The sequence below is a fragment of the Streptomyces sp. NPDC001678 genome, from assembly GCF_042892945.1.
In the GTDB taxonomy this organism is placed as follows: domain Bacteria; phylum Actinomycetota; class Actinomycetes; order Streptomycetales; family Streptomycetaceae; genus Streptomyces.
Genome location: NZ_JBIAUP010000007.1, coordinates 296,590 through 322,348 on the forward strand (window position 1 = coordinate 296,590; position 25,759 = coordinate 322,348).

The following is a 25,759-nucleotide window of genomic DNA, read 5'->3' on the forward strand; positions in this document are numbered from 1 at the left end:
GGGTTCGTATGCCGGTTCCCAACGTTCCGTAAATCGAACGCACCCTGGGTAACCCCATCGGCGCTTCAAAAACATAGCCGTACCCGGGGTATTGCCACTGATTCAATGGTCAAACAAGGCTGACGCCTTGGGCTTCTCTTGGGGAAGTGTTGGCCTTCCACTGGGGTTCTTTTCGGACGCGATGTCACCCGTTCGCTCAGCCCTCCCACAGGAACCACCCAGCTCCCGCCCGGTGACGGCTCAGCGTTCGCTCACGCGCCCGTCCGAGACCTCCAGCCGCCGCGTGGTGCGGACCGCGTCCAGCATCCGGCGGTCATGGGTGACCAGCAGCAGCGTGCCGTCGTACGAGGCCAGCGCCGACTCCAGCTGTTCGATGGCCGGCAGGTCGAGGTGGTTGGTGGGCTCGTCGAGGACGAGCAGGTTCACCCCGCGCGCCTGGAGCAGGGCCAGCGCCGCACGGGTGCGCTCGCCCGGGGAGAGCGTCACGGCCGGGCGCAGCACGTGCGCCGCCTTGAGGCCGAATTTCGCCAGCAGCGTCCGGACGTCCTCCGGGGCGAGCTCCGGGACCTCCGCGCCGAACGCCGCCAGCAGCGTCTCGTCCCCGAAGAACAGCGCCCGGGCCTGGTCCACCTCGCCCACGACCACTCCCGGGCCCAGCGCGGCGCCGCCCTCGTCCAGGGGCAGCCGGCCGAGCAGGGCGGCGAGCAGCGTGGACTTGCCGGAGCCGTTGGCGCCCGTGATGGCGACCCGGTCGGCCCAGTCGATCTGGAGGTCCACCGGGCCGAGGGCGAACGGCCCGCGCCGGGCGACCGCGCCGCGCAGGGTCGCCACGACCGCGCCCGAGCGGGGCGCGGCGGCGATCTCCATCCGCAGCTCCCACTCCTTGCGGGGCTCCTCCACGACCTCCAGCCGCTCGATGAGCCGCTCGGTCTGCCGGGCCTTGGCCGCCTGCTTCTCGCTCGTCTCGCCGCGCAGCTTGCGGCCGATCTTGTCGTTGTCGGTGGCCTTGCGGCGGGCGTTGCGGACGCCCTTGTCCATCCAGTTCCGCTGGGTGCGGGCCCGGGCCTCCAGGCCCGCCCTGGTGTCGGCGTACTCCTCGTAGGCCTCGCGGGCGTGCCTACGGGCGGTCGCGCGCTCCTCCAGATAGGCGGCGTAGCCACCGCCGTAGAGGTTCACCTGCTGCTGGGCGAGGTCGAGCTCCAGGACCTTGTTCACCGTGCGGGTCAGGAACTCCCGGTCGTGGCTGACCAGCACCGTGCCGGCGCGCAGCCCCGTGACGAACGACTCCAGCCGGTCCAGGCCGTCCAGGTCGAGGTCGTTGGTGGGCTCGTCCAGCAGGAAGACGTCGTAGCGGCTGAGCAGCAGGGAGGCGAGGCCGGCGCGGGCGGCCTGGCCGCCGGACAGGCCCGTCATGGGCCGGTCCAGGCCGATGCCGAGGCCGAGCGAGGCGGCGACCTCCTCGGCCCGCTCGTCGAGGTCGGCGCCGCCCAGGTCCAGCCAGCGCTCCAGCGCGACGGCGTAGGCGTCGTCCGCGCCGGGCGCGCCGTCGACGAGGGCCTGGGTGGCGGTGTCGAGAGCGCTCTGCGCGGCGGCGACGCCGGTACGGCGGGCGAGGAACGCCCGGACGGACTCGCCCTCGCGCCGCTCGGGCTCCTGCGGCAGATGACCGACGGTGGCGGTGGGCGGGCTGAGCCGCAGCGTGCCCCGCTCGGGCGTGGCGAGGCCCGCGAGCATCCGCAGCAGGGTGGACTTCCCCGCCCCGTTGGCCCCGACGAGCCCGATGACGTCCCCGGGGGCGACGACGAGGTCGAGCCCGGAGAAGAGGGTGCGGTCACCGTGTCCGGCGACGAGGTCCTTGGCGACGAGGGTGGCACTCATAAGGGCACCGATTTTATCGGGTGGGAACATCTCCCCCACAGGCCACAGCGACTCCCGGAGGCACCGCCACCCATGCCCGCCCTCGAAACCCGTGCCAGCGTCCGCGCGTTCGCCCTCTCCCTCCCCGGCGCCTTCGAGGACTTCCCCTGGGAGGAGAGCGCGGTCGTCAAGGTCAACAAGAAGATCTTCGTCTTCCTGGGCGCCGAGGGGAACGACGAATCCGCCGGAATCTCCCTCAAGCTCATGGACGAGGCGTCCCACGGCCATGCCCTGACCGTCCCCGGCGCCGCGCCCACGGGCTACGGACTGGGCCGCTCGGGCTGGGTGACCGTCCCGCTGACCGGCACCGACGTGCCCGTCGAGCTGCTCTGCGACTGGGTGGAGGAGAGCTACCGGACCATCGCCCCCAAGCGCCTCGTCGCCCGGCTCGACGCGGAGTGACCCGACCCGGCGTGGCCCTTACAGCGCCCGGCGCCTGTCCACGTATTCGGTGACGATCGAGAAGAACCGGGCCGGGTCCTCGAACGGCAGGCCGTGTCCGCCGGGGACCTGGAGGTACTCGGCCCCGTCGATGCCGTCGGCCAGCTCGCGCTGGTGGTGGGGCGGGAGGATCCGGTCGTCCGCGCTCGCCACCACGAGCGTGGGGGCGGTGACGCGGCCCACCGCGTCGCGCAGGTCGATACGGGCGTCCAGTTCGATCTGCCCGAGTATGCGCTCGTCGAGCATGGCCGTGAACCCCGCGGCCCTCTCGGCGAACCCGTCGTCGTCGAGGGAGGCGAGGAGACCGGGCCCCATCGCGGTGAGGATCAGCTGACGGGCCAGCAGTTCCCGGTCGGTGCGCAGCAGTCGCGCCCACAGGTCGAACATGAACTTCTCGCGCGCGGTCGTCCTGACCCATCCGGCGTGGAGGACGAGCGAGGTCACGGCGCCGGGGTGCCGCGCGGCCACGGCCGTGGCGACGACGGCGCCCAGCGAGTGGCCGGCCAGGTGGAACCGTTCCAGCCCGGCGGCGCGGGCGGTGGCGACGATCCGGTCGGCGAGTTCGTCCAGGTCGATCGGCGCGGGGTCCGTGGCGGTGGCGCCCGCGCCGGGCAGGTTCGGGGCGACGACCGTGTACCGGTCGCGCGTCGCCTCGATGAGAGGTCCCCAGTTCGAGGTCGCGTCGGCGCCGGTCCCGTGGATCAGGACGAGGCCCGGGCCGGACCCGGTGACGACGTGGTCGAGCGGTTCGGGGCAGGACATGGGTTGCCTCCATGAGTGGCACGAGAGGAATGACAGAGATCTTACACATGACAGAGCTCTGCCATAAGCCAGGGCCCGATGCGCCCAGGACGTACGATCGCCCCATGGACAGCTCCATGGACATGCCGGTCACCGAACGCCTCGGCCTCCACATCAAGCGGGTCGAACAGGAGCTGATGGCCGCCAAGCACGCGGCGCTCCGGCCGCTCGGCCTGACGGTTCCGCAGTACGCGGCGCTGTACATGCTCGACGAACAGCCGGGGCTGTCCGCCGCCGCGCTCGCCCGCGCGTGCCTGGTCACCCCGCAGACCATCGCCACCGTGCTCTCCAACCTCGAATCCAAGGGACTGATCACGCGGCAGCCGCACCCCTGGCACCGCAAGGTGACGGAGGTGCGCCTCACCGACGACGGACGCCGACTGCTGGGGCAGGCCGACGCGGAGGCCGTCGCCATCGAACGGCGGATCGCCGACGGGTTCAGCGCCGAGGAACGCGCGCTGCTCATCGGTCTGCTGGCCCGCGCGTCGAGCCGGCTGAACCCCTCGCCGTCGCACTGAGGATCAACACCTCACGTAGGCCCTCGAAAGGATCGACGGGCCGTGTCGGCGCTCGTGGCCGGCGGAGTACACGAAGGACAAGGCGGGGTGGGATGGGCGAGCACGGCCGAAGGCGGCGCCACCGTACGGTGGACCGGGTCGCGTGGATCCTGGAGGCCGCCGCCCGGGCGCCGGGCGGGGTGACCGTGGCCGAGTTGGCGCGGGCGGCCGGGGCGCCGGCGAGTTCGGTGCAGGATCTGGTCAACGGCCTTGTCGCGACCGGTTTCCTGCTGGAACAGCACCGGCGCTTCAGGCTCGGGCCCGCCCCGCACGTCCTCAACCTCATCGCCGGCCGGGCCGTCCCGCGGATCAGCCAGGCCGAGCTCGATGAACTGAGCCGCGTCGCGGGTACCCCGGTGCTGCTCACGGTGCGGGTCGGGCTCGACGCCGTGCACCTCGCGCGCGGCGGCGAGGACCATATTCCCCGCCTCGTGCCGCTCGCCGACGAGCACGTCTCCCGGCCGCTGCTGCGCACCGCCGCGGGCCGTCTGCTGCTGGCCTTCACCGACGAGGCGGAGCGCCGTGGGCTGCTCGACGAGCTCGCCCGCCACGACCCCGAGGCGGTCGCCGAGTTCCGCTCCGCCCTTCCGGCGATCCGCGCGTCGCGGATCAGCCGCAGCGAGGGTCTGGCCGACCCCGAGGTCAGCGCGCTCGCGATCCCCGTCACCGAAGGCTCCGTCGTCACAGGAGCCCTCGCGCTGATACACCGGCGTCGCGGCCGCTCGGAGCGGCTGAGTCTGGACCGGGCGGCGGCCCGGCTCCTCGCACACATACAGGAGAGGCGGGCGTGACGTCCGCACCGGTTCACGGATATCCGTGAATCCGGGCGTTCGTGCGGTGCCGGGAACGAGCATCCCGGCATGACTTCGAACACGCTGACCACGACCGGGCCGAAGCCGCCCGCCGGCGAGATCGCCTCCCGGCTGCTGCACGCCCTCGGCGACCCCGATCCGGCCCGGGGGGCCGAGGACATCACCGTCGTCGGGGCCGACCCCCTGGTGCCCTCGGTGCACCGCCTCGCCGATGCCATGTCCGCCGCGATCGGTGTCTTCGGGCAGCAGATGGCGGCGGTCGGCGAACAGCGCGGCCACCGGCACCAGAAGGTTCGGGTGCGGGCCGGGGCCGCGATCGACCAGCTCATGGCGACGCACCACACGACGCTGTCGGGACGCCCGATCGGTGTCCTGCTCGACGATCCGGCACTGCTCGGCAACAACGACTTCTACCGGGCGCGCGACGGCCGGTGGATCTTCATCATCACCACCTATCCGCATCTGCGGGACGCCGTCGCCTCCGTGCTGCGGTGCCCTCTCGACAAGGTGGGGATCGCGCGGGCCGCGGCCGGCTGGGACGCCTTCACTCTGGAGGAGGCCATCTGCGGGCGGGGCGGCGTCGCGTGCGCGGTGCGCAGCCGGGACGAGTGGCTCGCGCACCCCGCGGGGCGGTATGTCGCGCGGCGCCCGGTCGTCGAGATCGAACGCGTCGGTGACGGACCGGTCCGGCCTCTGGAACCGATCGGTGAGGACGACGAGGCGCTCGCGGGCGTCCGGGTGCTCGATCTCACCCATGTCATCGCGGGCCCCGTATCGACGCGGCTCCTGGCCCAGTTCGGCGCCGACGTGCTGCACCTGACGCGCCCCGACCGCCCCGACCCGATCCCGATGATCGCCATGACCGGCGGCGGCAAGCGCAACGCCTACTGCGACCTGCGTGACGCCCACGACCGTGCGGCCTTCCACGACGCGCTCCAGGAAGCGGACGTCTTCGTGAACGCCTACCGGGGACTCGCCCGGCACGGGGCGTCGATCGAGGAGCTCGTCCGGCGCCGCCCCGGACTCATCGCCCTCGAATACCACGCCTGGGGCGCCGACGGCCCCTGGGGCGAACGCGGCGGTTTCGACCAACTCGCCTGCTCGGCGACCGGGTTCGCCGTCGAGGAGTGGACCGACCGGCCGTCGCTCCCGCCGACGTACCTGCTCAACGACTACCTCGCCGCCTACCTCGGTGCCGCCGCCGTCGCCACGGTCCTGCGCCGGCGAGCGGCGGAGGGCGGCTCGTGGCGGATCCGCGTGACCTTGGCCGGGGTGTGCCACTGGGTGCAGGAACTCGGAATGCTGGCACGGGAGGACGTACTCGACCTGCCCCGGCCCGGGGGCGCGCCGCTCGCCGCGCTGTCGACCACCATGACCGACTTCGGCCCGCTCACCGAACCGGCGACGCCGTTCGCGTACAGCGGGCGTACGGTCCCCCAGCCCGGCCGGCGGTCCCCGCTCGGGTCCGCCGAGCTCCAGTGGCGCTGACCCCGGGAGGTACTGGAAGATGCCCGAGAAACTGAGCGGCCCGTCCGGACGTGGACTCCTCGCCGGAGTCCGTGTCATCGAACTGGCCAGTGTGATCATGGCCCCGTACGCCGCCCAGCAACTGGGCGACCTGGGCGCCGATGTGGTCAAGGTCGAACCGCCCGCCGGTGACATGACGCGCCACTACCCTCCGCGGCGCCACCCCGGCATGGGCGCCGCGACACTGAACCTGAACCGCAACAAGCGCAGTGCCGTCATCGACCTCAAGGCCCCGCACGGCCGCGACGCCCTGCTCGCCCTGCTGCGCACCGCCGACGTCTTCATCACCAACCTGCGCCCGCAGGCCCTGGAGCGTCTCCGCCTCGGGTACGACGACGTCGCGGCGGTCAACCCCGGCCTGATCTACGCCAACGCCCAGGGTTTCCGCAGCGACAGCCGCTACGGCACCCACGCCGCCTACGACGACATCATCCAGGCGGCCAGCGGCCTGGTCTGGCTCAACCACAAGGTCTCCGGCCGGCCGCACTACGTCCCCACCGTGCTGGCCGACAAGATCTGCGGCATGCAGATCGCCCAGTCGGTGCTGGCCGCGCTGCACTACCGGGAGCACGGCGGCACCGGCCAGCACATCGAGGTCCCGATGGCCGACACCATGCTCGCCTTCAACCTGGTCGAGCACCTGGGCGCGGCTGCCCTGGAGCCCGACGGGGCGTTCGGTTCGGCGCGCTCGCTCAGCCCGGAGCGCCGTGCCCTGCGCACCGCCGACGGCTGGATGTGCATCCTGCCGCACAGCGACCGCGACTGGCGGGAGTTCACCGCCTTCGTCGGCCGCCCCGGCCTGGCCGACGACCCGCGCTTCGCCACCGGACCCGACCGGGCCCGCAACGCCGACCAGTTCTATCCGCTGCTCGCGGAACTGACCCCGCGCCACACCAGCGCCGAGTGGCAGGAGTTCTGCGATCGGGCGGGCATCGCCGCCGCCCCCGTCCTCGACCTGGAATCCGCCGCCACCAGCGCCTACGCCCGCGAGGGCGGCCTGCTGCGCGATGCCGAACACCCCACCGAGGGCCCCTACCGGGTGATCGGCCGACCGGTCCGCTACTCGGCCGACCCGGAGCCGGAGCCGCGGCCCTGCCCGGCCATCGGCCAGCACACCGACGAAGTGCTCGGCGAGGTCGGCTTCGATCCTTCCTTGTTGCGCTCCGCGAACTGACCGATCGCGAACTGACCGATCGCAAACCGACCGATTCTCCGTAACCCCAACCGGGAGCTACTGATCCATGTCTCCTTCGACGCTTTCACCGATCGCGTTTCCCGACGTCGCACTGCCCGAATCGGCCCGTCGGCTCCGCGGCGAGGTCCGCGGCTTCCTCGACGAGGAGCGCGACCGCGGCACCGTGCTGGGCCGCCCCGACTCCTGGCTGGCCGGCTGGGATCCCGGCTTCAGCCGCCGCCTCGCCGAGCGCGGCTGGGTCGGCATGGCCCTGCCCACCGAATACGGCGGCGCGGGCCGCGGCTTCCTGGAGCGCTACGTGGTGATCGAGGAACTGCTCGCCGCCGGCGCCCCGGTCAGCGCGCACTGGGTCTCCGACCGGCAGGCCGGCCCGTCCGTCCTCCGGCACGGCACCGAGGAACAGCGCCGCTTCTTCCTGCCCCGGATAGCCGCCGGACAGTGCTTCTTCTCCATCGGCATGAGCGAGAAGAGCAGCGGCTCCGACCTCGCCTCGGTCGCCACCCGTGCCGAACGCACCGCCGATGGCTGGCGGTTGACCGGCACTAAGATGTGGACCGGCGGCGCCCACGTCAACGACTACGCCATCGTGCTGGCCCGCACCGACGAGGCCGAGGACAGGCACGCGGGCTTGAGCCAGTTCATCGTCGACCTGCGCGCCCCGGGGGTACGGGTCGAGCCGATCCGGCTGATGAGCGGCGAGCACCGCTTCAACGCCTGCCACTTCGAAGGCGTCGACGTCCCCGACGGCATGCTGCTCGGACAGCGGGGCGACGGGTGGAAGCAGGTCACCGGTGAACTCGCCTTCGAGCGCAGCGGCCCGGAGCGCTACCTTTCCACCTTCCCCCTGCTGGTCTCCCTGCTTCGCGAACTGGAGCAGCGCTCGGCGACGGCCGAGCAGCTGGCCCGGGTCGGCATCCTGACGGCCCGTCTGTACGGCATCCGCCGACTGTCCCTCGGCGTGGCCGCGGCCCTGGACGCCGGAGCCTCGCCCGATATCCAGGCCGCCCTGGTCAAGGACCTCGGCACCCGCCTGGAGGGCACGCTGGTCGACGCTGTCCGCGGCATCCTGCCGACCCCGGCCGATCCGCACGCGACCCCCGGCAGCCACCCCGAACTGCTCGCCTTCGCCTTGCTGCACAGCCCCGGCTACACGCTGCGCGGCGGCACCAACGAAATCCTTCGCGGCATCATCACTCGTGGTCTGGAGCGGCACTGATGAACACCCACACGATAGACACCGGCGCACCCGTCATCTCCGCCGACGCCTACGACACCGAAGCCTTCTACGCCGACCCCGACGCCATCGCCGTCGTCACCAACACCACCGACCCCGACGCCGTGGCCCTTCCGACCCCGGACGCCTCCACCGCCGAACTCCTCGCGGCCGCCCAGGAGGCAGGACGCCGTGCGGTCCCCGCCCCCTTAGCCGAGACCGCCCTGGTCGCCCGCCCGCTGTTGCGCCGCGTCGGCCTCGCCGTCCCCGACGGACCGCTCGGCTACGCCATCGCCCCCGAGCTCACCGTCCGTTACGCCCACCCGGCCGCCTCCCCCGTCGGCTCGGCCGGCTGTCTGGGCGACGAGGACACCCTGCTGGTCAGCGGCACCCTGCGCCGCGTCCCCTGGGCCCGCGCCGCCACCGCGGTGGTCGTCCTGGCCACCGCCCCCTTCGGCCCCGTCCTGTTCACCCTCACCCCCGACCAGGCCGTCCTCACCCCCGGAGCCAACCTCGCCGAGGAAGCCCGCGACGACCTGTACCTCGCCGCCCTTGAGATCCCCGCCTCGCGGGTCCGCAGGGTCTCCCCCGAACTGCTGGACGAGGCCCGGCTCCGCGCGGCCCTGGCCCGCGCCGCCCTGATCGCCGGAGCCGCCGAACGCTGCGTGGAACTGACGGTCGCCCACACCACCGCCCGCACCCAGTTCGGCCGTCCGCTCAGCCGCTTCCAGGCCGTCAAGCAGGACGAGGCACGGCTCGTCGAGGAGGCCGCCCTGGTCCGTACCGCCGTCCGGGCCGCCGCCGCACCGCTGGACGGCGGCGGCCCGGCCGCACACGTCGCCATCGCCGCCGCCAAGACCCAGGCATCCGCCTCGGCCGCCGAGATCGCCCGTATCGCCCACCAACTCCACGGCGCCATCGGCACCACCCGGCTCAGCCCGCTCCACCTCGCCACCACCCGCCTGTGGTCCTGGCGCGACGAAGACGGGGACGAGACCTACTGGGCCCTGCGCCTGGCCAGGTCCCTCACCGCCACCAACCTCTGGCCCACCCTCACCGCCACACCCTGACCCCCTCGCTCCCCCGCGCGCCCACAGACCCGCCCCGCAAGACCCTTGTGATCGGTAGAACACGTTCTTAACATCACGAGTGTTACAGCGGTTGTGTCACAGGGACGTGGGGGCCGTATGGACAGCGGGACCGGGATGGCGACAGGGACAGGGACGGCAGTGAGCGGGCCGCTCGCCGGGGTGCGGGTGGTGGAGCTGGCGGGCATCGGGCCCGGCCCGTTCGCCGCCATGCTCCTCGGCGACCTCGGCGCCGACGTGGTCCGCGTCGAGCGGCCCGGCGGGCCCGGGCTGGCCATCGACCCGGCCCACGACATCACCAACCGCAACAAACGCTCCGTCCTCGTGGACCTCAAGTCCGAGGACGGCGCCCGTACCGTCCTCGACCTGGCCGCCCGCGCGGACGTGCTGATCGAGGGCTACCGCCCCGGCGTCGCCGAACGCCTGGGCGTGGGCCCCGACGCCGCGCTGGCCCGCAATCCCGCGCTCGTCTACGGGCGGATGACCGGCTGGGGCCAGGACGGGCCGCTCGCCCCCAGCGCCGGGCACGACATCGGCTATATCGCCGTCACCGGCGCCCTGGGCCTCGCCGGGCCCGCCGACGGCCCGCCCTACGCCGCCGCCAATCTCCTCGGCGACTACGCGGGCGGCTCCCTCTATCTGGTCATCGGGATCCTCGCCGCCCTCCAGCACGTCCGCTCCGGCGGCCCGGGGCAGGTCGTGGACGCCGCGATCGTCGACGGCACCGCCCATCTCACCGCGATGCTCCACGGCATGCTCGCGGCCGGCCGCTGGCAGGACCGGCGCGGCGCCAACCTCCTCGACGGCGGGGTGCCCTTCTACGGCACGTACGAGACGGCCGACGGCGGCCATATGGCGGTGGGCGCGCTCGAGCCGCGTTTCTACGCCGAGTTCACCCGCCTGCTCGGCCTTGGTGAGGGAGCGCCTCCCCGTGAGGACCCCGCCCGCTGGGGCGAGCTGCGGGCCGCGATCGCCGAGCGCTTCAGGCAGCGCACCCGGGCGGAGTGGACGGAGGTTTTCGAGGGTTCGGACGGGTGCGTGGCGCCCGTCCTGTCGTTGCGCGAGGCCCCGGACCACTCGCACCTCGCCGCGCGCGCCACCTTCACCGACCACGGCGGCATCACCCAGCCCGCCCCCGCCCCCCGTTTCTCCGCCACCCCCGGCTCCGTGCGCCGGCCGCCCGCGCGGCCGGGGGCGGACACCGCCGAGGTGGCCCGTGACTGGGACGTCCCCGGTCTCGAACCCGGTCTTGAACCCGGCCCCGAAGGGCACGCGCCGGGCGCCGGCGCGGCAGAGAAAGGCAGTCAGAACCGATGAAACGTCAGCTCTTCACCGCCGACCACGAAGCCTTCCGCGAGACCGTGCGCACCTTCCTCGCCAAGGAGGTGGCCCCGCACCAGGAACAGTGGGAGAAGGACGGCATCGTCTCCCGCGACGCCTGGCGGGCCGCCGGGCGCCAGGGCCTGCTGGGCCTCGCCGTGCCCGAGGAGTACGGCGGCGGGGGCAACCGGGACTTCCGCTACAGCACCGTGCTCGCCGAGGAGTTCGCCCGCGCCGGCGCGGCCGGCCTCGCCGTCCAGCTGCACAACGACATGGTCGGCCCGTATCTGGCGGGCCTCGCGACAGAGGAGCAGAAGCGGCGCTGGCTGCCGGGGTTCTGCTCGGGCGAGATCATCAGTGCCATCGCCATGACCGAGCCCGGCGCGGGCTCCGACCTCCAGGGCATCCGCACCGCCGCCGAGGACCGGGGCGACCACTGGCTGCTCAACGGCGCCAAGACGTTCATCTCCAACGGCATCCTCGGCGACCTGGTCGTCGTCGTGGCCCGGACGACGCCGGAGGGCGGCGCCAGGGGGCTGAGCCTGCTGGTCGTGGAGCGGGGCATGCCGGGCTTCGAGCGCGGCCGCAACCTCGACAAGATCGGGCAGAAGGCGCAGGACACCGCCGAGCTGTTCTTCTCCGACGTCCACGTCCCCAAGGAGAACCTGCTGGGCGAACTGCACGGCGCGTTCGGCCATCTGATGGCCAATCTGCCGCAGGAGCGGCTGAGCATCGCCGTCTCCGCGATCGCCGCGGCCGAGCACGTGCTGGAGATCACCACCCGCTACGTCAAGGAGCGCGAGGCCTTCGGCCGGCCGCTGGCCAGGCTCCAGCACATCCGCTTCGAGATCGCCGAGATGGCCACCGAGTGCGCGGTCACCCGCGCCTTCCTCGACCGCTGCGTCACCGACCACGACCGGGGCGAGCTCGACGCCGTCCACGCCTCCATGGCCAAGTGGTGGGCGACCGAGCTGCAGAAGCGCGTCGCCGACCGGTGTTTGCAACTGCACGGCGGGTACGGCTACATGGCCGAATTCCCGGTGGCGAAGGCGTTCACCGACGGACGGATCCAGACGATCTACGGTGGTACGACCGAGATCATGAAGGAGATCATCGGCCGCTCCCTGCTCTCCTGACCCTCTCTCCCCGATAACTTCCGAAAGGCCCACGCCCTTGAGCACCGAAGCGTACGTATACGAGGCGATCCGCACCCCGCGCGGCCGCGGCAAGGCCAACGGCGCCCTCCACGGCACCAAGCCCATCGACCTCGTCGTCGGGCTGATCCACGAGCTCCGGCGGCGCCTCCCGGACCTCGACCCCGCCGCGATCGACGACATCGTGCTCGGCGTCGTCAGCCCCATCGGCGACCAGGGCTCCGACATCGCCCGGATCGCCGCCATCGCCGCCGGGCTGCCCGACACCGTGGCGGGCGTCCAGGAGAACCGCTTCTGTGCCTCGGGCCTGGAGGCCGTCAACCTCGCCGCCGCCAAGGTCCGCTCCGGCTGGGAGGACCTGGTCCTCGCGGGCGGCGTGGAGTCGATGTCGCGGGTGCCCATCGCCTCCGACGGCGGCGCGTGGTTCGCGGACCCGATGACCAACCTGGACGTCAACTTCGTGCCCCAGGGCATCGGCGCCGACCTGATCGCCACCCTCGGCGGCTTCTCCCGCCGTGACGTGGACGCCTTCGCCGCGCGATCGCAGGAGCTGGCCGCCGCCGCGTGGAAGGACGGCCGCTTCGACCGTTCCGTGGTGCCCGTACGCGACCGCAACGGCCTCGTCGTCCTCGACCGCGACGAGCACCTGCGCCCCGGCACCACGGTCGACACCCTCGCCGCCCTCAAGCCCTCCTTCGCGGCCCTGGGCGAGCAGGGCGGCTTCGACGCGGTGGCCCTCCAGCAGTACCACTGGGTGGAGAAGATCGACCACGTCCACCACGCGGGCAACTCCTCGGGCATCGTCGACGGCGCCTCCCTCGTCGCCATCGGCAACCGCGAGGTGGGCGAGCGCTACGGGCTGCGGCCCCGGGCCCGTATCGTCTCGGCCGCCGTCTCCGGCTCCGAGCCGACCATCATGCTCACCGGCCCGGCCCCCGCCACGCGCAAGGCGCTCGCCAAGGCGGGGCTGACCATCGGCGACATGGACCTGATCGAGGTCAACGAGGCGTTCGCGGCGGTGGTCCTGCGCTTCGTGGAGGAAATGGGCGCGGACCTGGAGAAGGTCAACGTCAACGGCGGCGCCATCGCGCTGGGGCATCCGCTGGGGGCGACGGGCGCGATGCTGCTGGGCACGGTCGTCGACGAGCTGGAGCGGCGGGACGGACGGTACGGGCTGATCACGCTGTGCGTCGGGGGCGGGATGGGGATCGCGACGGTGGTGGAACGGGTGTGAATCCCACCGGGGTCTGGGGCGGAGCCCCAGGAAACGGTGAAAGGGCGGGACAGGGGCCTCACCAACCCATCGGACACCACACACCACGGAGACCTGGAACCATGACCGAAACCACCATCCGCTACGACCGCGACGCGGCCGGCGTCGTCACCCTCACCCTCGACGACCCCACCCAGTCGGCCAACACCATGAACGACGCCTTCAAGGCGTCCCTCACGGCGGTGGCCGACCGCCTGGAGGCGGAGAAAGAGCAGATCCGCGGAGTGATCGTCACCTCCGCGAAGAAGACCTTCTTCGCCGGCGGCGACCTCCGCGAGCTGATCAAGGCCACCCCCGCCGACGCCCAGCGCGTCTTCGACGCCGGCATGGCCGTCAAGCGCGACCTGCGCCGCATCGAGACCCTCGGCGTACCCGTCGTCGCCGCGATCAACGGCGCCGCGCTCGGCGGCGGTTACGAGATCGCCCTCGCCTGCCACCACCGCGTCGCCCTCGACACGCCCGGCACGAAGATCGGCCTGCCCGAGGTCACCCTCGGCCTGCTGCCGGGAGGCGGCGGCGTCACCCGCACCGTACGGCTGCTCGGCATCACCGATGCCCTCCTGAAGGTGCTCCTCCAGGGCACGCAGTACAACGCCCGCCGCGCCCTGGAGGCGGGCCTGATCCACGAGGTCGCCGACGGCCCCGAGGACCTCCTCGCCAAGGCCCGCGCCTTCGTCGACGCCCACCCCGCCTCCCGCCAGCCCTGGGACGAGAAGGGCTACCGGATCCCCGGCGGCACCCCCGCCAGCCCGCGCTTCGCCGCGAACCTCCCCGCCTTCCCCGCCACCCTGCGCAAGCAGACCGGCGGCGCCCCCTACCCCGCGCCCCGCAACATCCTGGCGGCCGCCGTCGAGGGGTCGCAGGTCGACTTCGAGACCGCGCAGGTCGTCGAGGCCCGTTACTTCACCGAGCTGGTCACCGGGCAGACCGCCAAGAACATGATCCAGGCGTTCTTCTTCGACCTCCAGGCCGTCAACTCCGGCCGCAGCCGCCCGCAGGGCATCGCCCCGCGCACCGCCTCGAAGGTCGCCGTCCTCGGCGCGGGCATGATGGGCGCGGGCATCGCCTACGCCTGCGCCAAGGCCGGCCTCGACGTCGTCCTCAAGGACGTCTCCGCCGAGAACGCCGCCAAGGGCAAGGCGTACTCGCAGCGCCTCCTGGACAAGGCCGTCTCCAGGGGCCGGACGACCGAGGCCGAGCGGGACGCGGTGCTCGCCCGGATCACGCCCACCGCCGGCGTCGCCGACCTCGCGGGCTGCGATGTCGTCATCGAGGCCGTCTTCGAGGACCCGGCGCTCAAGCACAAGGTCTTCCAGGAGATCCAGCAGGTCGTCGCCCCCGACGCGCTGCTGTGCTCCAACACCTCCACGCTGCCCATCACCCTCCTCGCCGAGGGCGTGGAGCGGCCCGCCGACTTCGTCGGGCTGCACTTCTTCTCGCCCGTCGACAAGATGCCGCTGGTGGAGATCATCAAGGGCGGGCGCACCGGCGACGAGGCCCTGGCCCGCGCCTTCGACCTGGTCCGGCGGATCCGCAAGACGCCCATCGTCGTCAACGACTCGCGGGGCTTCTTCACCTCGCGCGTCATCGGCCGGTTCATCAACGAGGGCGTGGCGATGATCGGCGAGGGCCTCCCCGCCGCCTCCGTGGAGCAGGCGGCGGCCCAGGCGGGCTACCCGGCGAAGGTGCTGTCCCTGATGGACGAGCTGACCCTCACTCTGCCCCGCAAAATCCGCGAGGAGACCCGCCGTGCCGTCGAGGAAACCGGTGGCACGTGGGAGCCGCACCCGGCCGACGCGGTCATCGACCGGATGGTGGAGGAGTTCGGGCGCACCGGCCGGAGCGGCGGTGCCGGGTTCTACGACTACGTGGACGGCGAGCGCGCCGGGCTGTGGCCGGGGCTGGCCGAGCACTTCGGCCGGCCGGACGCCGCGCCGGTCCCCTTCGCCGACATGGTGGAGCGGATGCTCTTCTCCGAGGCCCTGGACACCGTCCGCTGCCTGGAGGAAGGCGTGCTGACCTCGGTCGCCGACGCCAACATCGGCTCGGTGATGGGCATCGGCTTCCCCGGCTGGACCGGTGGCGCCCTCCAGTACGTCAACGGCTACGAGGGCGGGCTGCCGGGCTTCCTGGCCCGCGCCCGCGAGCTCCAGGAGGCGTACGGCGAGCGCTTCGCGCCGCCCGCGCTGCTGGTGGAGAAGGCGGAGAAGGGCGAGACCTTCACGGACTGACGTGCCCTGACAGGGGGACGTACGGGGGCGGGCGGTGCGCTCAGCCCCCGTACGTGTCCCGCAGCTCCTGCTTGAGCGACCGCTGGAAGGCGGTCACCAGCGCCTGCACCACCATCGGCTGCATGTGCGCCGACAGCGACTTCATCGCCTCGACCTGCTCCGGGTCCTCCTCGCGCTCCCGGTAGGGGCCCCAGACCTCCTCGTGGAAGAGCCGCGTGAGCTCGCGCGCCGTCGCCCGGGCGTGCTCCAGGAGCACCGTACGGGCCGCGAGGATCGTGCCCAGTGCGATGGGCACGTCCAGGAGCGCCAGGCCCAGCCCCAGCAGTCCGGGGTCGACGCGCAGGGCGTCGCCGGACCCGGGGCGTTCCAGGACGTTCATGGCGGCGAGCCGGTCGAGGTCGGTGTCGGTGAGGGGGCGCCCCACGCGCCGCTCCAGCGCCTCGCGGGTGGTCTCCTCGGCCTTGTCCGGGGTCCAGGAGGCCACCAGCGCGCGGTGGATCGCCAGGTCGTGGGCGCTCAGATCCGCCGGGAGCCCGCTCACATAGCGTTCGATGGCGGCCAGGGTGAGGCCCTGGTGCTGGAGCTCCTCGATCAGCGCGAGCCGGGACAGGTGGGCGGAGCCGTAGCGGCCGACGCGGCGGGGGCCTATCTCGGGCGGGGGCAGCAGACCCCGGGTGCTGTAGAAGCGGACCGTACGGACGGTGACGCCGGCGCGGGCGGCCAACTCGTCGACGGTGAGGGAGGGTTCCTCGGTCCCGGTGGTCATGTGGTGCCTCGCTCTCCGTCGCCCGTGCCGGTCGGCGCCCTGCGGGTTCAACAGTATTGCTGTGCCACCACTGCTGTGAAACCCCCGGCCGCAGGAATGGCACAGGGCCCGTCGTCCGTGACGACGGGCCCTGTGGGCTGCGCTATGGGGTGGGTCAGTGCTGGTGGCCGTGGCCGTTCTGCGCGGCCTGGATCTTCTTCCAGGACTTGGGCTCGGCGGCCTTGGCCGGCGCCGCGAGCGCCTTGCCGGACTTGCTCGCCTTGGGAGCGGCCTTGCCGGCCTTGCCGATGCCGTCCTTCGCGGCGACGGCGGCGCTCGGCTTGCTGTCCGTGAAGAGCCAGGTGTCGAAGAGGCCCTTCAGCTGCTTGCCGGTGGCCTTCTCGGCGTACGCCACGAAGTCCTGCACGGAGCCGTTGCCGAACTTGTTGTCGGTCTGCCAGCCCTTGAGGACGGCGAAGAACGCCTTGTCGCCGACCTTGTTGCGGAACGCCTGGAGGGCGACCGCGCCCCGCTGGTAGACCGCGCCGTGGAACTGGTTCTCGGCGCCCGGGTCGCCCGGCTTGACCTTCCAGAAGGCGTTGTCGGCCGGGATGCTGTCGTAGACGTAGTCGGCGAGCTCCTGCGTGGTGCCCTCGCCCTCCTTGTCCGACCACAGCCACTGGGCGTAGGTGGCGAAGCCCTCGTTGACCCAGATGTCGCGCCAGTTCTTCACCGAGACGTTGTCGCCGAACCACTGGTGGGCGAGCTCGTGCACGACCAGGGAGGTGTTGGCGCCGTTGGCGAAGCCGGAGGGGCTGTAGTACGGCCGGGTCTGGGTCTCCAGCGCGTAGCCCGTCTTGACGTTCGGGACGTAGCCGCCGATCGCGTTGAACGGGTACGGGCCGAAGATCTTGCTCTCCCACTCGATGATCTCGGCGGAGCGCTCGACGCTGGCCTTGGCCGAGGCGAGGTTGTCGCCCAGGTCCTTGCTGTAGGCGTTGAGGACCGGAAGGCCGTCCGCCGTCTTGTCGGTGGTGATGTCGAACTTGCCGATCGCCAGCGTCGTCAGGTACGAGGCCTGCGGCTTGGTGGCGCGCCAGTTGTAGCGCGTCCAGCCCAGCTTGGACGACTGCGACTTGAGCTCGCCGTTGCTGACCGTCTGGAGGCCGTCCGGCACCGCGATGGAGATGTCGTACGTGGCCTTGTCGCGCGGGTGGTCGTTGCTCGGGAACCACCAGGCCGCCGACTCCGGCTCGTTGGCCACGACCGCGCCGTCCGGGGTGCGCTGCCAGGCGGAGTACCCGCCGATCTTCACCTGCGAGGGGGTGCCGCTGTAGCGGACCACGACGGTGATCTGCTTGCCCTCGGCCAGGGGCGCGGAGGGAGTGATCTCCAGTTCGTGGTCGCCCGACTTGGCGAAGAAGGCCGTCTTGCCGTTGACCGTCACCTCGCTCACGTCCAGGGCGAAGTCCAGGTTGAAACGGGACAGCGCCTGGGTGGTGGTGGCGGTGAGGGTGGCCGTGCCCTCCAGCTTGTCCGTCTGCGGCTGGTACTTCAGCCGCAGGTCGTAATGGGAGACGTGATAACCGCCGTTCCCGGCCGTCGGGTAGTACGAGTCGCCGACGCCCGGAGCGCCCGGCGTGGGCTCGGCCGCCGACGCCGGGATCGCCAGCAGCAGGGAGGCGGCGGCAGCGGCCGGAACGATCAGTCTGTGACGCACGAGGCACTCCAACTCGTAGGGGGCGAGAGATCAATCGGAGCCTATGTACTCATTGACGGGACGGGTATGTCCATGGTGCTTTCTGTCATGCGATCGACACACCGGTGACACCGTAGACCCCGCAAACCCCCTTCTGCACAGCGGTTTTCCCGCGCTACCGTCCGCCCCGTGACGATACGTAAGCGGAATTCCCGCATCCCCTGGACGAAGTCCCTACCCACGGCACTGATAGCCCTACTGGCCGTGCTCCTGCCGACCCCGGCGCTCGCCGCGCCCGCGGCGAACGGCGGGAAACCACCGGGCGAGAGCAGACCCGTCTACTCCTACGACCGGGCCGTCCGCGAGTCCGTGTGGGTGGACACCCGCGTCGACGGCGACCGCGACGGCCGCACCGACCGGGTGGCCGTCGACATCATCCGCCCCCGCGAGGCCGCCGAGCGGGGCCGCAAGGTGCCGGTCATCATGGACGCCAGCCCGTACTACTCCTGCTGCGGGCGCGGCAACGAGAGCCAGAAGAAGACGTACGACGCGCAGGGGCGTCCGCAGCAGTTCCCGCTCTTCTACGACAACTACTTCGTCCCGCGCGGCTATGCGGTGGCACTGGTCGACCTCACCGGAACGAACCGTTCCGACGGCTGCGTGGACATCGGCGGCCGCTCCGACGTCCAGTCCGCCAAGGCCGTCGTCGACTGGCTGAACGGCCGCGCCCGCGGCTACTCCTCGCGCACCGGGACCACCGCCGTCACGCCGGACTGGACCACCGGCGCGGTGGGCATGATCGGCAAGAGCTACGACGGCACGATCGCCAACGCCGTCGCCGCCACCGGCGTCAAGGGCCTCAAGACCATCGTCCCCATCGGGGCCATCAGCTCCTGGTACGACTACTACTTCGCCAAGGGCGCCGCCCTCTACGACGGCGGCCCCGACGGCCTCGCCAACGGCATCGAGAGCCCCGAGGCACGCGGCCGCTGCCAGGCCGTCCAGCGCGAACTGGTCGAGGGCGCGCCCCGCACCGGCGACTGGACGCGGCTGTGGGCCGAGCGCGACTACGTGAAGGACGCCGGCAAGGTGCGCGCCAGCGTCTTCGCCGTGCACGGGATGCAGGACCTCAACGTCCGCACCAAGCACTTCGGCCAGTGGTGGGACGCGCTCGCCGCGCACGGCGTCGAGCGGAAGGTCTGGCTCTCCACGGCGGGCCACGTCGACCCGTTCGACTTCCGCCGCGAGGCGTGGGTGCCCACCCTCCACCGCTGGTTCGACCACTACCTCCTCGGCTACGACAACGGCGTCGAGCGCGAGCCGATGGCCGACATCGAGCGGGCCCCCGACCAGTGGTCCACCGACCGCGTCTGGCCGCCGCGCGGCACGCGCACGGCCGTCCTGCGGCCGGGGACGGGCCCGGTGCCCGGCGTCGGCACACTGGGCACGGAGCCGGCGCCGCGCGGGGCGACGGCGGAGTTCACGGACGACCCGAAGCTCGGCGAGGCGGACTGGGCGACGAAGATCGACGAACCGACGGGCAGTAAGGCGGGGTTCGTCACCCGTCCCCTCAGCCAGGACCTGCGGCTGTCCGGCTCCTCGACGGTCCGGCTGACGGTCACCCCGTCGACGTCCTCGGCCCACCTCTCGGCCGTCCTCGTCGACCTCGGCCCGGCCACGATCCGCAACTACGCGGGACGCGGCGAGGGCATCCTCACCCTCGCGGACCGCAGCTGCTGGGGCAGCGGGACGCCGACCGACACCGGCTGCTTCAAGGGGACGGCGGCGGACCGGGCCGAGGTCGGCCACACGGTCTTCAGCCGTGGCTGGGCCGACCTCGGCCACGCCGGGGACCTCGCCCACGGCCGTCCGCTGACCCCCGGCAAGCCGTACACCATCACGCTGGACCTCGCGGCGACCGACCACATCGTCCCGGCGGGCCACCGCCTGGCCCTGATCGTGGCCGGCACGGACGGGGGCCTGATCGAACCGGCGAGCACGACGCCGCGTGTGACGGTGGACCTCCACGGGACGTCGGCGAGCCTGCCGCTGGTCGGCGGCGCGGCGGCGTTCGCGCGGGCGACGCGGGATGCCGTGTCCGGGGGCGTCGCCCCCGGCTCGCCCCCGCACGGCCTGCGGCTTCCGGAGCTGACGCACCGGCCGTAGCCCTGGGGGCGGCTACGCCCGTGGGGCCGTAATCCGCTGGCTCTCGTCCCGGCCCGGGCGGGATGATGACGTGCTGTTGGCACGGCATCCGTGACAGCGTTCCCCCCGCCCGGGAAGGGGCTGCGATGACGATTCCCGCTTCCGGAACACCCACGGGCTCCGAGCCCGAGGTCCGCACAACGGCCGGGGTGCTACGCGGCCGTACGGAAGGGGGCGTGGCGGTCTTCCGTGGCGTCCCCTTCGCCGAACCACCGGTGGACGGTTTCCGGTTCGCCGCGCCGAGGCCGGTGAAGGGCTGGGACGGCGTGCGCACGGCCGTGTCGTACGGGCCGCCGCCTCCGCAGGCCGCTTTCCTCGGCATGGACGCGCTGGCGCGGGACGCGGCGGGCACCGACTGGCTGACGGCCAACGTCTGGTCGCCCGAGCCGTACCCGGGAGCGGGGCTTCCGGTGATGGTGTGGATCCACGGCGGCGGCTACTGCTTCGGCACGGCCGCCCTCCCCGAGTACGACGGGGCCCGCCTCGCGCGCGACGGCGGCGTCGTCGTGGTGACGTTCAACTACCGGGTGGGCATCGAGGGTTTCGCGTCGATCGAGGGCGCGCCCGCCAACCGGGGCCTGCTCGATCAGATCGCCGTGCTGGAGTGGGTGCGCGACGGCATCCGGGCGTTCGGCGGCGACCCGGACCGTGTCACGGTCTTCGGCCAGTCGGCGGGGGCGGGGTCGGTCGCCGCGCTGCTGGCGATGCCGCGCGCGGCCGGGCTCTTCCGCCGGGCGGTCGCGCAGAGCGCGCAGGGGACGTTCTTCTCCCCGGCACTCGCCGCCGACATCGCCGCCGCCTACGCCGCCGGGCTGGGACTGCGGCCCACGGCGGCCGACCTGTCGGCCGTGGCCCCGGACCGCCTGGCCGCCGCCGGCGACGCGGTCGCCGCCGAGTCGGCCTCGTTCGCCGGACGCTGGGGCCGGGCCGCGCTCAGGACGATCCCGTTCTCGCCCGTCGTCGACGGCGATGTCCTGCCCGTCACCCCCTGGCAGGCCCTGGCCGACGGCGCGGGCCGGGACGTCGACGTCCTCACCGGACACACCCGCGAAGAGCACCGGCTGTTCAGCGCGCTCGACGGCACGCTCGGCCGGGTGACGGACGCGCGGGCGGCGACCGCTCTCCGGAACTTCGCCCCCGGCCCGGACGGCGCGCGCCGGTACGGCGAGGGTTTTCCGGCGGCTGGCCCGGAGGAGCTGTACGAACTGGTCCACTCGGACTGGCTGTTCCGCATGCCGAGCCTCCGTCTCGCCGAGGCGCAGATCACCGGCGGCGGACGCGCCCATGTGTACGAGCTGACCTGGCCCGCGCCGGGAATGGGCGGCGCCCTCGGCGCGTGCCACGGCCTCGACGTCCCTCTCGTGTTCGGCAACCTGGACAGCGGTCAGCCCGCCGCGCTCTTCGGCGAGAGCCCCTCCCCCGCCGGGGAGGAGCTCTCCGCGTCCATGCGCACCGCATGGACGGCCTTCGCCACCCACGGCGACCCCGGCTGGCCCGCGTACGACGCCGGTCGGCGCCTCACCCGGATCTTCGACACGCGACCGGCTGTCACGACCTACCCGGAGGAGGCGTCCCGCCTCATCTGGCAGGACCACGCGTTTGCGGTGCTGCCGCTGCTCGGCGAGTAGGTGCGCCGACTACACGGCGGGGTGCTGCTGCCGTTTGACTCCCGTCAGGAAGGCGGACCAGGCGGCGGCGGGCAGGGCGAGCACGGGCCCGTCAGGGCCCCGCTTGCTGTCCCGGACGGGGATGATGCCGGATGATGACATGAGGCTGCGGGCGAACTCGACGCACTGGCCGCCGTTCCCGCCGCTGTAGCTCGACTTCTCCCACATCGTGTGGAGGTGCCCGGTTGTGCTCACCGATCCTTGACCCCTGTCACGAACGCGGACCAGGACGGGACAGACACCGTGAGCACGGGCCCGTCAGGGCTCTTGCTGTCCCGAACGGGGACGACGCCGGATGATGACGCGAGGTTGCTGGCGAACTCGACGCACTGGCCGCCGGTTCCGCCGCTGTAGCTCGACTTCTCCCATATCGCGCGGGTGAGGTCCGGGGCGGTGCTCATGGCTGAACTCCTTCAAGATAGTTCGAATCAATGCCGTGGACCGCTGGGGCGACAGCGCGTCGGCGCGCAGTCGGTTGTATACGTCCTGCGCCTCCGCTACGGCGGACACCGAGTCGTCCACCCGCGCGTGGTGCCGGGTCTCCTCGTGCAGGACGGTCGGTCCGCCATCCTTCGGGGTCAGCAGCGTGAAGGGCAGGTGAGCGGCCGGAGTGCCAGCGTCGTTAGTGAGCACCTGGATCATGACGTTGGGTGCCTCAGCCTCCGCCAGCAGGTGCTCAAGCTGTCCCCCCATCGTGGCGATGTCGCCGACGATCATACGCAGCGCTGCCTCGTGGATGATCACCCACAAGCGTGGAGGGTCCTCCCGCTCTATCACGCTGTGCCGGGCAAGCCGCGCCCCCACGCGCGCAGTGATCTGCGCGTCGCTCTCCCGCGGATAGGACGCTCGGAAGATCGCGCCCGCATAGGCAGACGTTTGCAGCATCCCCATGAGGAAGGTGGTCGAGTAATCCTCGATGACGGCGGCTTGACGCTCCAGCTTGACGTACGGAACGAACCATTCGGGATGCCCGGCGTCGGAGATCCGGCGACGCAGCCGAAGAAAGTAGCCGGGCGTGCCGAAGTACCGGTCGCATCCCTGGGCGAAGAGCTCCGACCCGAGCGTATGACCGTTCTCGACCTTGCTCACGTACGGGACCTTGTACCCGATCGCATCTGCCAATTGCTGCTGCGTCACACCTGCATGCTCCCTAGCGTGGAGCACCTCGCTGCCGTAGAAGGCTGGACCGTCCTGCGCACCTTCACTCACGTGAACTCCCCCGGTTTCCAAAGGCGTTTGGAAACATCAAATCACTGTTCACCTCCCTTCCGGCGCGCAACTCTTGAGCCTCCGCAAGGGAATTGCCCGCTCAAACAAGCTCGAACACCCGGAGGTTCGAACAAATGACGAAGCAAACCGCTGCCACAATCACCTACCGCCCCAGCGTATGGCTGATCGACACCCGCCTCGACCGCCTCGGCTGCCTCATGGCGACCGAAGGCGGCCGTGCGCAGCTCCGCCCACCGGGCGGCGGGCGCGAGTGGGACGTCGACCCCGACGCGCTGCGGCTGGCGCGCGCCGACGAAAAGCGCGCGGCAGGCGTCCGGTGACGATCCCGCTCCCCCACACCAGCGGTGGAGCGCCCGCCGCCGCGCCCTGCCAGCAGTGCCTGCTCTTCGCCCGCGCGAAGGACGGCGCCAAGCAGCGGCGCGACCCGATGGCGCTCGCGCAGTACGAGGCGGCGGAGCGGGCCCATTGGGCCCGGGCCCACCCGGACCACCCGGTGAACGACCTGTGACGTGATCCCGCCCCCGTACCGGGGGCGGGCCTCTGTCCGGTTCCGTTCCTTGCGGGGCATTTTCCACTGCGAATAGCGTCGATGGTGTTCCCATGTGCCAGAGGAGGCGTTCGCATGCTCGAGTCCGCTGAGCAGATCGAGGTCGACCCGGCCGTCGCCGAGGCCAACCGGCAGATCGTCAACACCATCCCGCCGAACTCCGAGGACTTCGAGGACGCCCAGCGCGGACTCATCGCACTCCCCGAGATCCCGGCGATCCCGGCCCGCCACAAGAGCGACCGGATCGTGTGGAACTTCGTCAGCTACGACTTCCTGAGCCAGGGTTCGACGGACGACGCCCCGCCCTCCGTCAACGCGAGCCTGTGGCGTCAGGGCCTGCTCACCGCCCAGGCCGGCCTCTTCATGGTCGCGTCCTACGAGCACGGCCGGATCTACCAGGTCCGTGGCTACGACCTGTCCAACATGACCATCATCGAAGGCGATTCGGGCATCCTCGTCATCGACCCGCTCGCCTCTTACGAGACCGCCCAGTGGGCGCTGAAGCTCTACCGGGACGCGACCGAGAGCAAGCGGCCGATCGTCGGCGTCATCTACACCCACAGCCACGTGGACCACTTCGGCGGCGTCCGCGGCCTCTTCCACGAGAAGAACGGCGAGGTCGACGCCAACATCCCGATCATCGCCCCCGACGGCTTCCTGGAGCACGCCGTCAGCGAGAACGTCTACGCCGGTCCGGCAATGTCCCGCCGCTCCGAGTACATGTACGCGGCCAAGCTGGACAAGGGCCCGTACGGGCAGGTCGGTGCCGGGCTCGGGCTGACCGTCTCCACGGGTGAGGTCACGCTTGTCCCGCCGAACGTGAACATCGGCGGCAGCGGTACCGCCCCCGTCCCGCGCGACCAGTGGTCGTCGAAGGACGTCATTCCCTGGCGGCCCGGCCTCTACCGGGAGCTCGTCGACGGGATCCGGATGGTCTTCCAGCTCACGCCGGGCACCGAGGCCCCGGCGGAGATGAACATCTACTTCCCGCAGGCCCGCGCCCTGTGCGCGGCGGAGAACGCGACCCACACGCTGCACAACATCCTCACCCTGCGCGGCGCCCAGGTCCGGGACGCCCACGCGTGGTCGAAGTACCTCACCGAGACGATCCAGACCTTCGGCGAGCACACGGACGTCGAGTTCGCCTCCCACCACTGGCCCCGCTGGGGCAAGGAGAAGATCGTCGAGTACCTGAGCAACCAGCGGGACGTCTACGCCTACCTCAACGATCAGACGCTGCGGCTGATCAACGCCGGCAAGACGGGCATCGAGATCGCCGAAGAGCTGGAACTGCCCGAGTCCCTCGGCTCCCACTGGTACACCCGCGGCTACTACGGCTCCCTCAGCCACGACCTCAAGGCCGTCTACCAGCGCTACATGGGCTGGTTCGACGGCAACCCGGCGCATCTGTGGAACCTCCCGCCGGCCGAGGCGGGCGCCCACTACGTGAACGCGATGGGCGGCGTCGACGCCGTCGTGGCGACGGCGCAGGCGGCCTACGACCGCCAGGAGTACCGCTGGGTCGTCGAGCTCCTCAACCACGTGATCTTCGGCCACCCCGAGGACAGCGCGGCGGCCAAGGAGTTGCAGCGCAAGGCCCTGACCCAGCTCGGCTACGGATCCGAGAACGGCACCTGGCGCAACTTCTACCTCACCGGTGCCCACGAGCTCGCCCACGGCGTCGAGAGGCCGTACAACCAGGAACCCGGCGACATCATCGTCAGCACGTCCCTGGAGCAGTACTTCTCCACGCTCGCCCGTGCGATCGACGGCCCCAGGGCCGCCCGCGAGCAGCGCGACCCGATCGTCCTCCAGTGGGTGATCAGCAACGGCGACGAGCAGACCTGCACGACGACGCTGCGCAACGGCGTCCTCGTCTACGTCCCCGGCAAGGACCGCTTCGCCGGCACGCCGCAGACAGTGATCAAGCTGACCCGTGACGTCCTCAACGGCCTGATGTACGGGGCCAATGGCGACTACCGGGCCGCCTTCGGCAAGGCCGTCCGCGACGGCCTCGTCCAGATCCCCGAGGGCAAGCCGGAATACGCCGACGCGGTCTTCGGCTATCTGACCAGGCCCGACTCCTCGTTCCCGATCGTCGCCCCGGCCACGCCCGAGTAACCGGGCCTCAGCAGCC

Annotated in this window: 22 protein-coding genes and 1 pseudogene; 16 read left to right on the forward strand and 7 right to left on the reverse strand. The window is 71.8% G+C overall.

The window, feature by feature from the left end:
* Positions 1-240: 240 nt before the first annotated feature.
* A complete protein-coding gene (locus tag ACFYZR_RS17855) occupies positions 241-1,878 on the reverse strand; it encodes an ABC-F family ATP-binding cassette domain-containing protein (RefSeq protein WP_391911182.1) in 1,638 nt (545 codons plus the stop codon).
* A 72-nt stretch (positions 1,879-1,950) separates the two neighbouring features.
* Between ACFYZR_RS17855 and ACFYZR_RS17860 the strand changes: the two genes are divergently transcribed.
* Positions 1,951-2,319, forward strand: coding sequence for an MmcQ/YjbR family DNA-binding protein (locus ACFYZR_RS17860; protein WP_391911184.1), 369 nt, complete (start codon positions 1,951-1,953; stop codon positions 2,317-2,319).
* A gap of 18 nt (positions 2,320-2,337) precedes the next feature.
* Here the strand turns inward: ACFYZR_RS17860 and ACFYZR_RS17865 are convergent, their stop codons facing one another.
* Positions 2,338-3,120, reverse strand: a complete 783-nt coding sequence (locus tag ACFYZR_RS17865) for an alpha/beta fold hydrolase (protein ID WP_391911186.1) — start codon at positions 3,118-3,120, stop codon at positions 2,338-2,340.
* A 104-nt stretch (positions 3,121-3,224) separates the two neighbouring features.
* Here ACFYZR_RS17865 and ACFYZR_RS17870 point away from each other — a divergent pair, with 104 nt between their 5' ends.
* The 10 genes from ACFYZR_RS17870 (at position 3,225) to ACFYZR_RS17915 (ending at position 15,529) form a co-directional block, all read left to right on the forward strand.
* Positions 3,225-3,677 (forward strand): MarR family winged helix-turn-helix transcriptional regulator, encoded by a 453-nt coding sequence (locus tag ACFYZR_RS17870; RefSeq protein ID WP_391911188.1) that lies wholly within the window; start codon positions 3,225-3,227, stop codon positions 3,675-3,677.
* Between the two features lie 92 nt (positions 3,678-3,769).
* Positions 3,770-4,507: a helix-turn-helix domain-containing protein gene (locus ACFYZR_RS17875; RefSeq protein ID WP_391911190.1), complete on the forward strand. Its 738-nt coding sequence runs from the start codon at positions 3,770-3,772 to the stop codon at positions 4,505-4,507.
* A gap of 69 nt (positions 4,508-4,576) precedes the next feature.
* Positions 4,577-6,016 (forward strand): CoA transferase, encoded by a 1,440-nt coding sequence (locus tag ACFYZR_RS17880; protein ID WP_391911192.1) that lies wholly within the window; start codon positions 4,577-4,579, stop codon positions 6,014-6,016.
* A 19-nt stretch (positions 6,017-6,035) separates the two neighbouring features.
* Entirely contained in the window at positions 6,036-7,229 is a 1,194-nt protein-coding gene (locus ACFYZR_RS17885) for a CaiB/BaiF CoA transferase family protein (protein WP_391911194.1), read from the forward strand.
* 67 nt (positions 7,230-7,296) lie between these two features.
* Positions 7,297-8,466, forward strand: a complete 1,170-nt coding sequence (locus tag ACFYZR_RS17890) for an acyl-CoA dehydrogenase family protein (protein ID WP_391911196.1) — start codon at positions 7,297-7,299, stop codon at positions 8,464-8,466.
* Positions 8,466-9,533 (forward strand): acyl-CoA dehydrogenase family protein, encoded by a 1,068-nt coding sequence (locus ACFYZR_RS17895; protein ID WP_391911198.1) that lies wholly within the window; start codon positions 8,466-8,468, stop codon positions 9,531-9,533. The genes ACFYZR_RS17890 and ACFYZR_RS17895 overlap by 1 nt, the downstream gene beginning before the upstream one ends.
* A 135-nt stretch (positions 9,534-9,668) precedes the next feature.
* A complete protein-coding gene (locus ACFYZR_RS17900) occupies positions 9,669-10,868 on the forward strand; it encodes a CaiB/BaiF CoA transferase family protein (protein ID WP_391911200.1) in 1,200 nt (399 codons plus the stop codon).
* Positions 10,865-12,007, forward strand: coding sequence for an acyl-CoA dehydrogenase family protein (locus ACFYZR_RS17905; protein WP_391911202.1), 1,143 nt, complete (start codon positions 10,865-10,867; stop codon positions 12,005-12,007). Before ACFYZR_RS17900 ends, ACFYZR_RS17905 begins: the two co-directional genes overlap by 4 nt.
* 37 nt (positions 12,008-12,044) lie before the next feature.
* A complete protein-coding gene (locus tag ACFYZR_RS17910) occupies positions 12,045-13,259 on the forward strand; it encodes an acetyl-CoA C-acetyltransferase (RefSeq protein ID WP_391911204.1) in 1,215 nt (404 codons plus the stop codon).
* A 101-nt stretch (positions 13,260-13,360) separates the two neighbouring features.
* Entirely contained in the window at positions 13,361-15,529 is a 2,169-nt protein-coding gene (locus ACFYZR_RS17915) for a 3-hydroxyacyl-CoA dehydrogenase NAD-binding domain-containing protein (RefSeq protein WP_391911206.1), read from the forward strand.
* A gap of 40 nt (positions 15,530-15,569) precedes the next feature.
* Here the strand turns inward: ACFYZR_RS17915 and ACFYZR_RS17920 are convergent, their stop codons facing one another.
* Positions 15,570-16,295: a MerR family transcriptional regulator gene (locus tag ACFYZR_RS17920; protein WP_391911208.1), complete on the reverse strand. Its 726-nt coding sequence runs from the start codon at positions 16,293-16,295 to the stop codon at positions 15,570-15,572.
* Between the two features lie 154 nt (positions 16,296-16,449).
* Entirely contained in the window at positions 16,450-17,994 is a 1,545-nt protein-coding gene (locus ACFYZR_RS17925; protein ID WP_391911210.1) for a M1 family metallopeptidase, read from the reverse strand.
* A 168-nt stretch (positions 17,995-18,162) separates the two neighbouring features.
* On the opposite strand from ACFYZR_RS17925, the gene ACFYZR_RS17930 reads away from it, so the two are divergent.
* Both ACFYZR_RS17930 and ACFYZR_RS17935 read left to right on the forward strand, forming a co-directional pair.
* Positions 18,163-20,139: a Xaa-Pro dipeptidyl-peptidase gene (locus ACFYZR_RS17930; RefSeq protein ID WP_391911212.1), complete on the forward strand. Its 1,977-nt coding sequence runs from the start codon at positions 18,163-18,165 to the stop codon at positions 20,137-20,139.
* A 125-nt stretch (positions 20,140-20,264) separates the two neighbouring features.
* A complete protein-coding gene (locus ACFYZR_RS17935; RefSeq protein WP_391911214.1) occupies positions 20,265-21,806 on the forward strand; it encodes a carboxylesterase/lipase family protein in 1,542 nt (513 codons plus the stop codon).
* A 9-nt stretch (positions 21,807-21,815) separates the two neighbouring features.
* Here ACFYZR_RS17935 and ACFYZR_RS17940 read toward each other — a convergent pair whose 3' ends face one another.
* From ACFYZR_RS17940 to ACFYZR_RS17950, 3 genes and pseudogenes are all read right to left on the reverse strand, one after another.
* Positions 21,816-22,040, reverse strand: coding sequence for a DUF397 domain-containing protein (locus tag ACFYZR_RS17940; protein ID WP_391911216.1), 225 nt, complete (start codon positions 22,038-22,040; stop codon positions 21,816-21,818).
* A pseudogene (locus ACFYZR_RS17945) lies at positions 22,037-22,153 on the reverse strand (DUF397 domain-containing protein); the annotation flags it as partial. The gene ACFYZR_RS17940 and the pseudogene ACFYZR_RS17945, both read right to left, overlap by 4 nt.
* Entirely contained in the window at positions 22,104-23,054 is a 951-nt protein-coding gene (locus tag ACFYZR_RS17950; RefSeq protein WP_391911218.1) for a helix-turn-helix transcriptional regulator, read from the reverse strand. The gene ACFYZR_RS17950 and the pseudogene ACFYZR_RS17945, both read right to left, overlap by 50 nt.
* 134 nt (positions 23,055-23,188) lie before the next feature.
* Here ACFYZR_RS17950 and ACFYZR_RS17955 point away from each other — a divergent pair, with 134 nt between their 5' ends.
* The 3 genes from ACFYZR_RS17955 (at position 23,189) to ACFYZR_RS17965 (ending at position 25,743) form a co-directional block, all read left to right on the forward strand.
* A complete protein-coding gene (locus tag ACFYZR_RS17955) occupies positions 23,189-23,395 on the forward strand; it encodes a hypothetical protein (RefSeq protein WP_391911220.1) in 207 nt (68 codons plus the stop codon).
* On the forward strand, positions 23,392-23,583 hold the full coding sequence (locus ACFYZR_RS17960) for a hypothetical protein (protein ID WP_391911222.1): 192 nt from the start codon (positions 23,392-23,394) through the stop codon (positions 23,581-23,583). The genes ACFYZR_RS17955 and ACFYZR_RS17960 overlap by 4 nt, the downstream gene beginning before the upstream one ends.
* A gap of 114 nt (positions 23,584-23,697) precedes the next feature.
* Positions 23,698-25,743, forward strand: a complete 2,046-nt coding sequence (locus ACFYZR_RS17965) for an alkyl/aryl-sulfatase (RefSeq protein WP_391911224.1) — start codon at positions 23,698-23,700, stop codon at positions 25,741-25,743.
* The last annotated feature ends 16 nt before the right edge of the window (positions 25,744-25,759 follow it).

Coding starts and splice junctions, on each gene's coding strand:
- ACFYZR_RS17955 (WP_391911220.1), top strand. CDS start 23,189: ATGACGAAGCAAACCGCTGCCACAATCACCTACCGCCCCAGCGTATGG.
- ACFYZR_RS17935 (WP_391911214.1), top strand. CDS start 20,265: ATGACGATTCCCGCTTCCGGAACACCCACGGGCTCCGAGCCCGAGGTC.
- ACFYZR_RS17875 (WP_391911190.1), top strand. CDS start 3,770: ATGGGCGAGCACGGCCGAAGGCGGCGCCACCGTACGGTGGACCGGGTC.
- ACFYZR_RS17920 (WP_391911208.1), bottom strand. CDS start 16,295: ATGACCACCGGGACCGAGGAACCCTCCCTCACCGTCGACGAGTTGGCC.
- ACFYZR_RS17900 (WP_391911200.1), top strand. CDS start 9,669: ATGGCGACAGGGACAGGGACGGCAGTGAGCGGGCCGCTCGCCGGGGTG.
- ACFYZR_RS17915 (WP_391911206.1), top strand. CDS start 13,361: ATGACCGAAACCACCATCCGCTACGACCGCGACGCGGCCGGCGTCGTC.
- ACFYZR_RS17865 (WP_391911186.1), bottom strand. CDS start 3,120: ATGTCCTGCCCCGAACCGCTCGACCACGTCGTCACCGGGTCCGGCCCG.
- ACFYZR_RS17895 (WP_391911198.1), top strand. CDS start 8,466: ATGAACACCCACACGATAGACACCGGCGCACCCGTCATCTCCGCCGAC.
- ACFYZR_RS17965 (WP_391911224.1), top strand. CDS start 23,698: ATGCTCGAGTCCGCTGAGCAGATCGAGGTCGACCCGGCCGTCGCCGAG.
- ACFYZR_RS17885 (WP_391911194.1), top strand. CDS start 6,036: ATGCCCGAGAAACTGAGCGGCCCGTCCGGACGTGGACTCCTCGCCGGA.
- ACFYZR_RS17855 (WP_391911182.1), bottom strand. CDS start 1,878: ATGAGTGCCACCCTCGTCGCCAAGGACCTCGTCGCCGGACACGGTGAC.
- ACFYZR_RS17870 (WP_391911188.1), top strand. CDS start 3,225: ATGGACAGCTCCATGGACATGCCGGTCACCGAACGCCTCGGCCTCCAC.
- ACFYZR_RS17905 (WP_391911202.1), top strand. CDS start 10,865: ATGAAACGTCAGCTCTTCACCGCCGACCACGAAGCCTTCCGCGAGACC.
- ACFYZR_RS17860 (WP_391911184.1), top strand. CDS start 1,951: ATGCCCGCCCTCGAAACCCGTGCCAGCGTCCGCGCGTTCGCCCTCTCC.
- ACFYZR_RS17880 (WP_391911192.1), top strand. CDS start 4,577: ATGACTTCGAACACGCTGACCACGACCGGGCCGAAGCCGCCCGCCGGC.
- ACFYZR_RS17890 (WP_391911196.1), top strand. CDS start 7,297: ATGTCTCCTTCGACGCTTTCACCGATCGCGTTTCCCGACGTCGCACTG.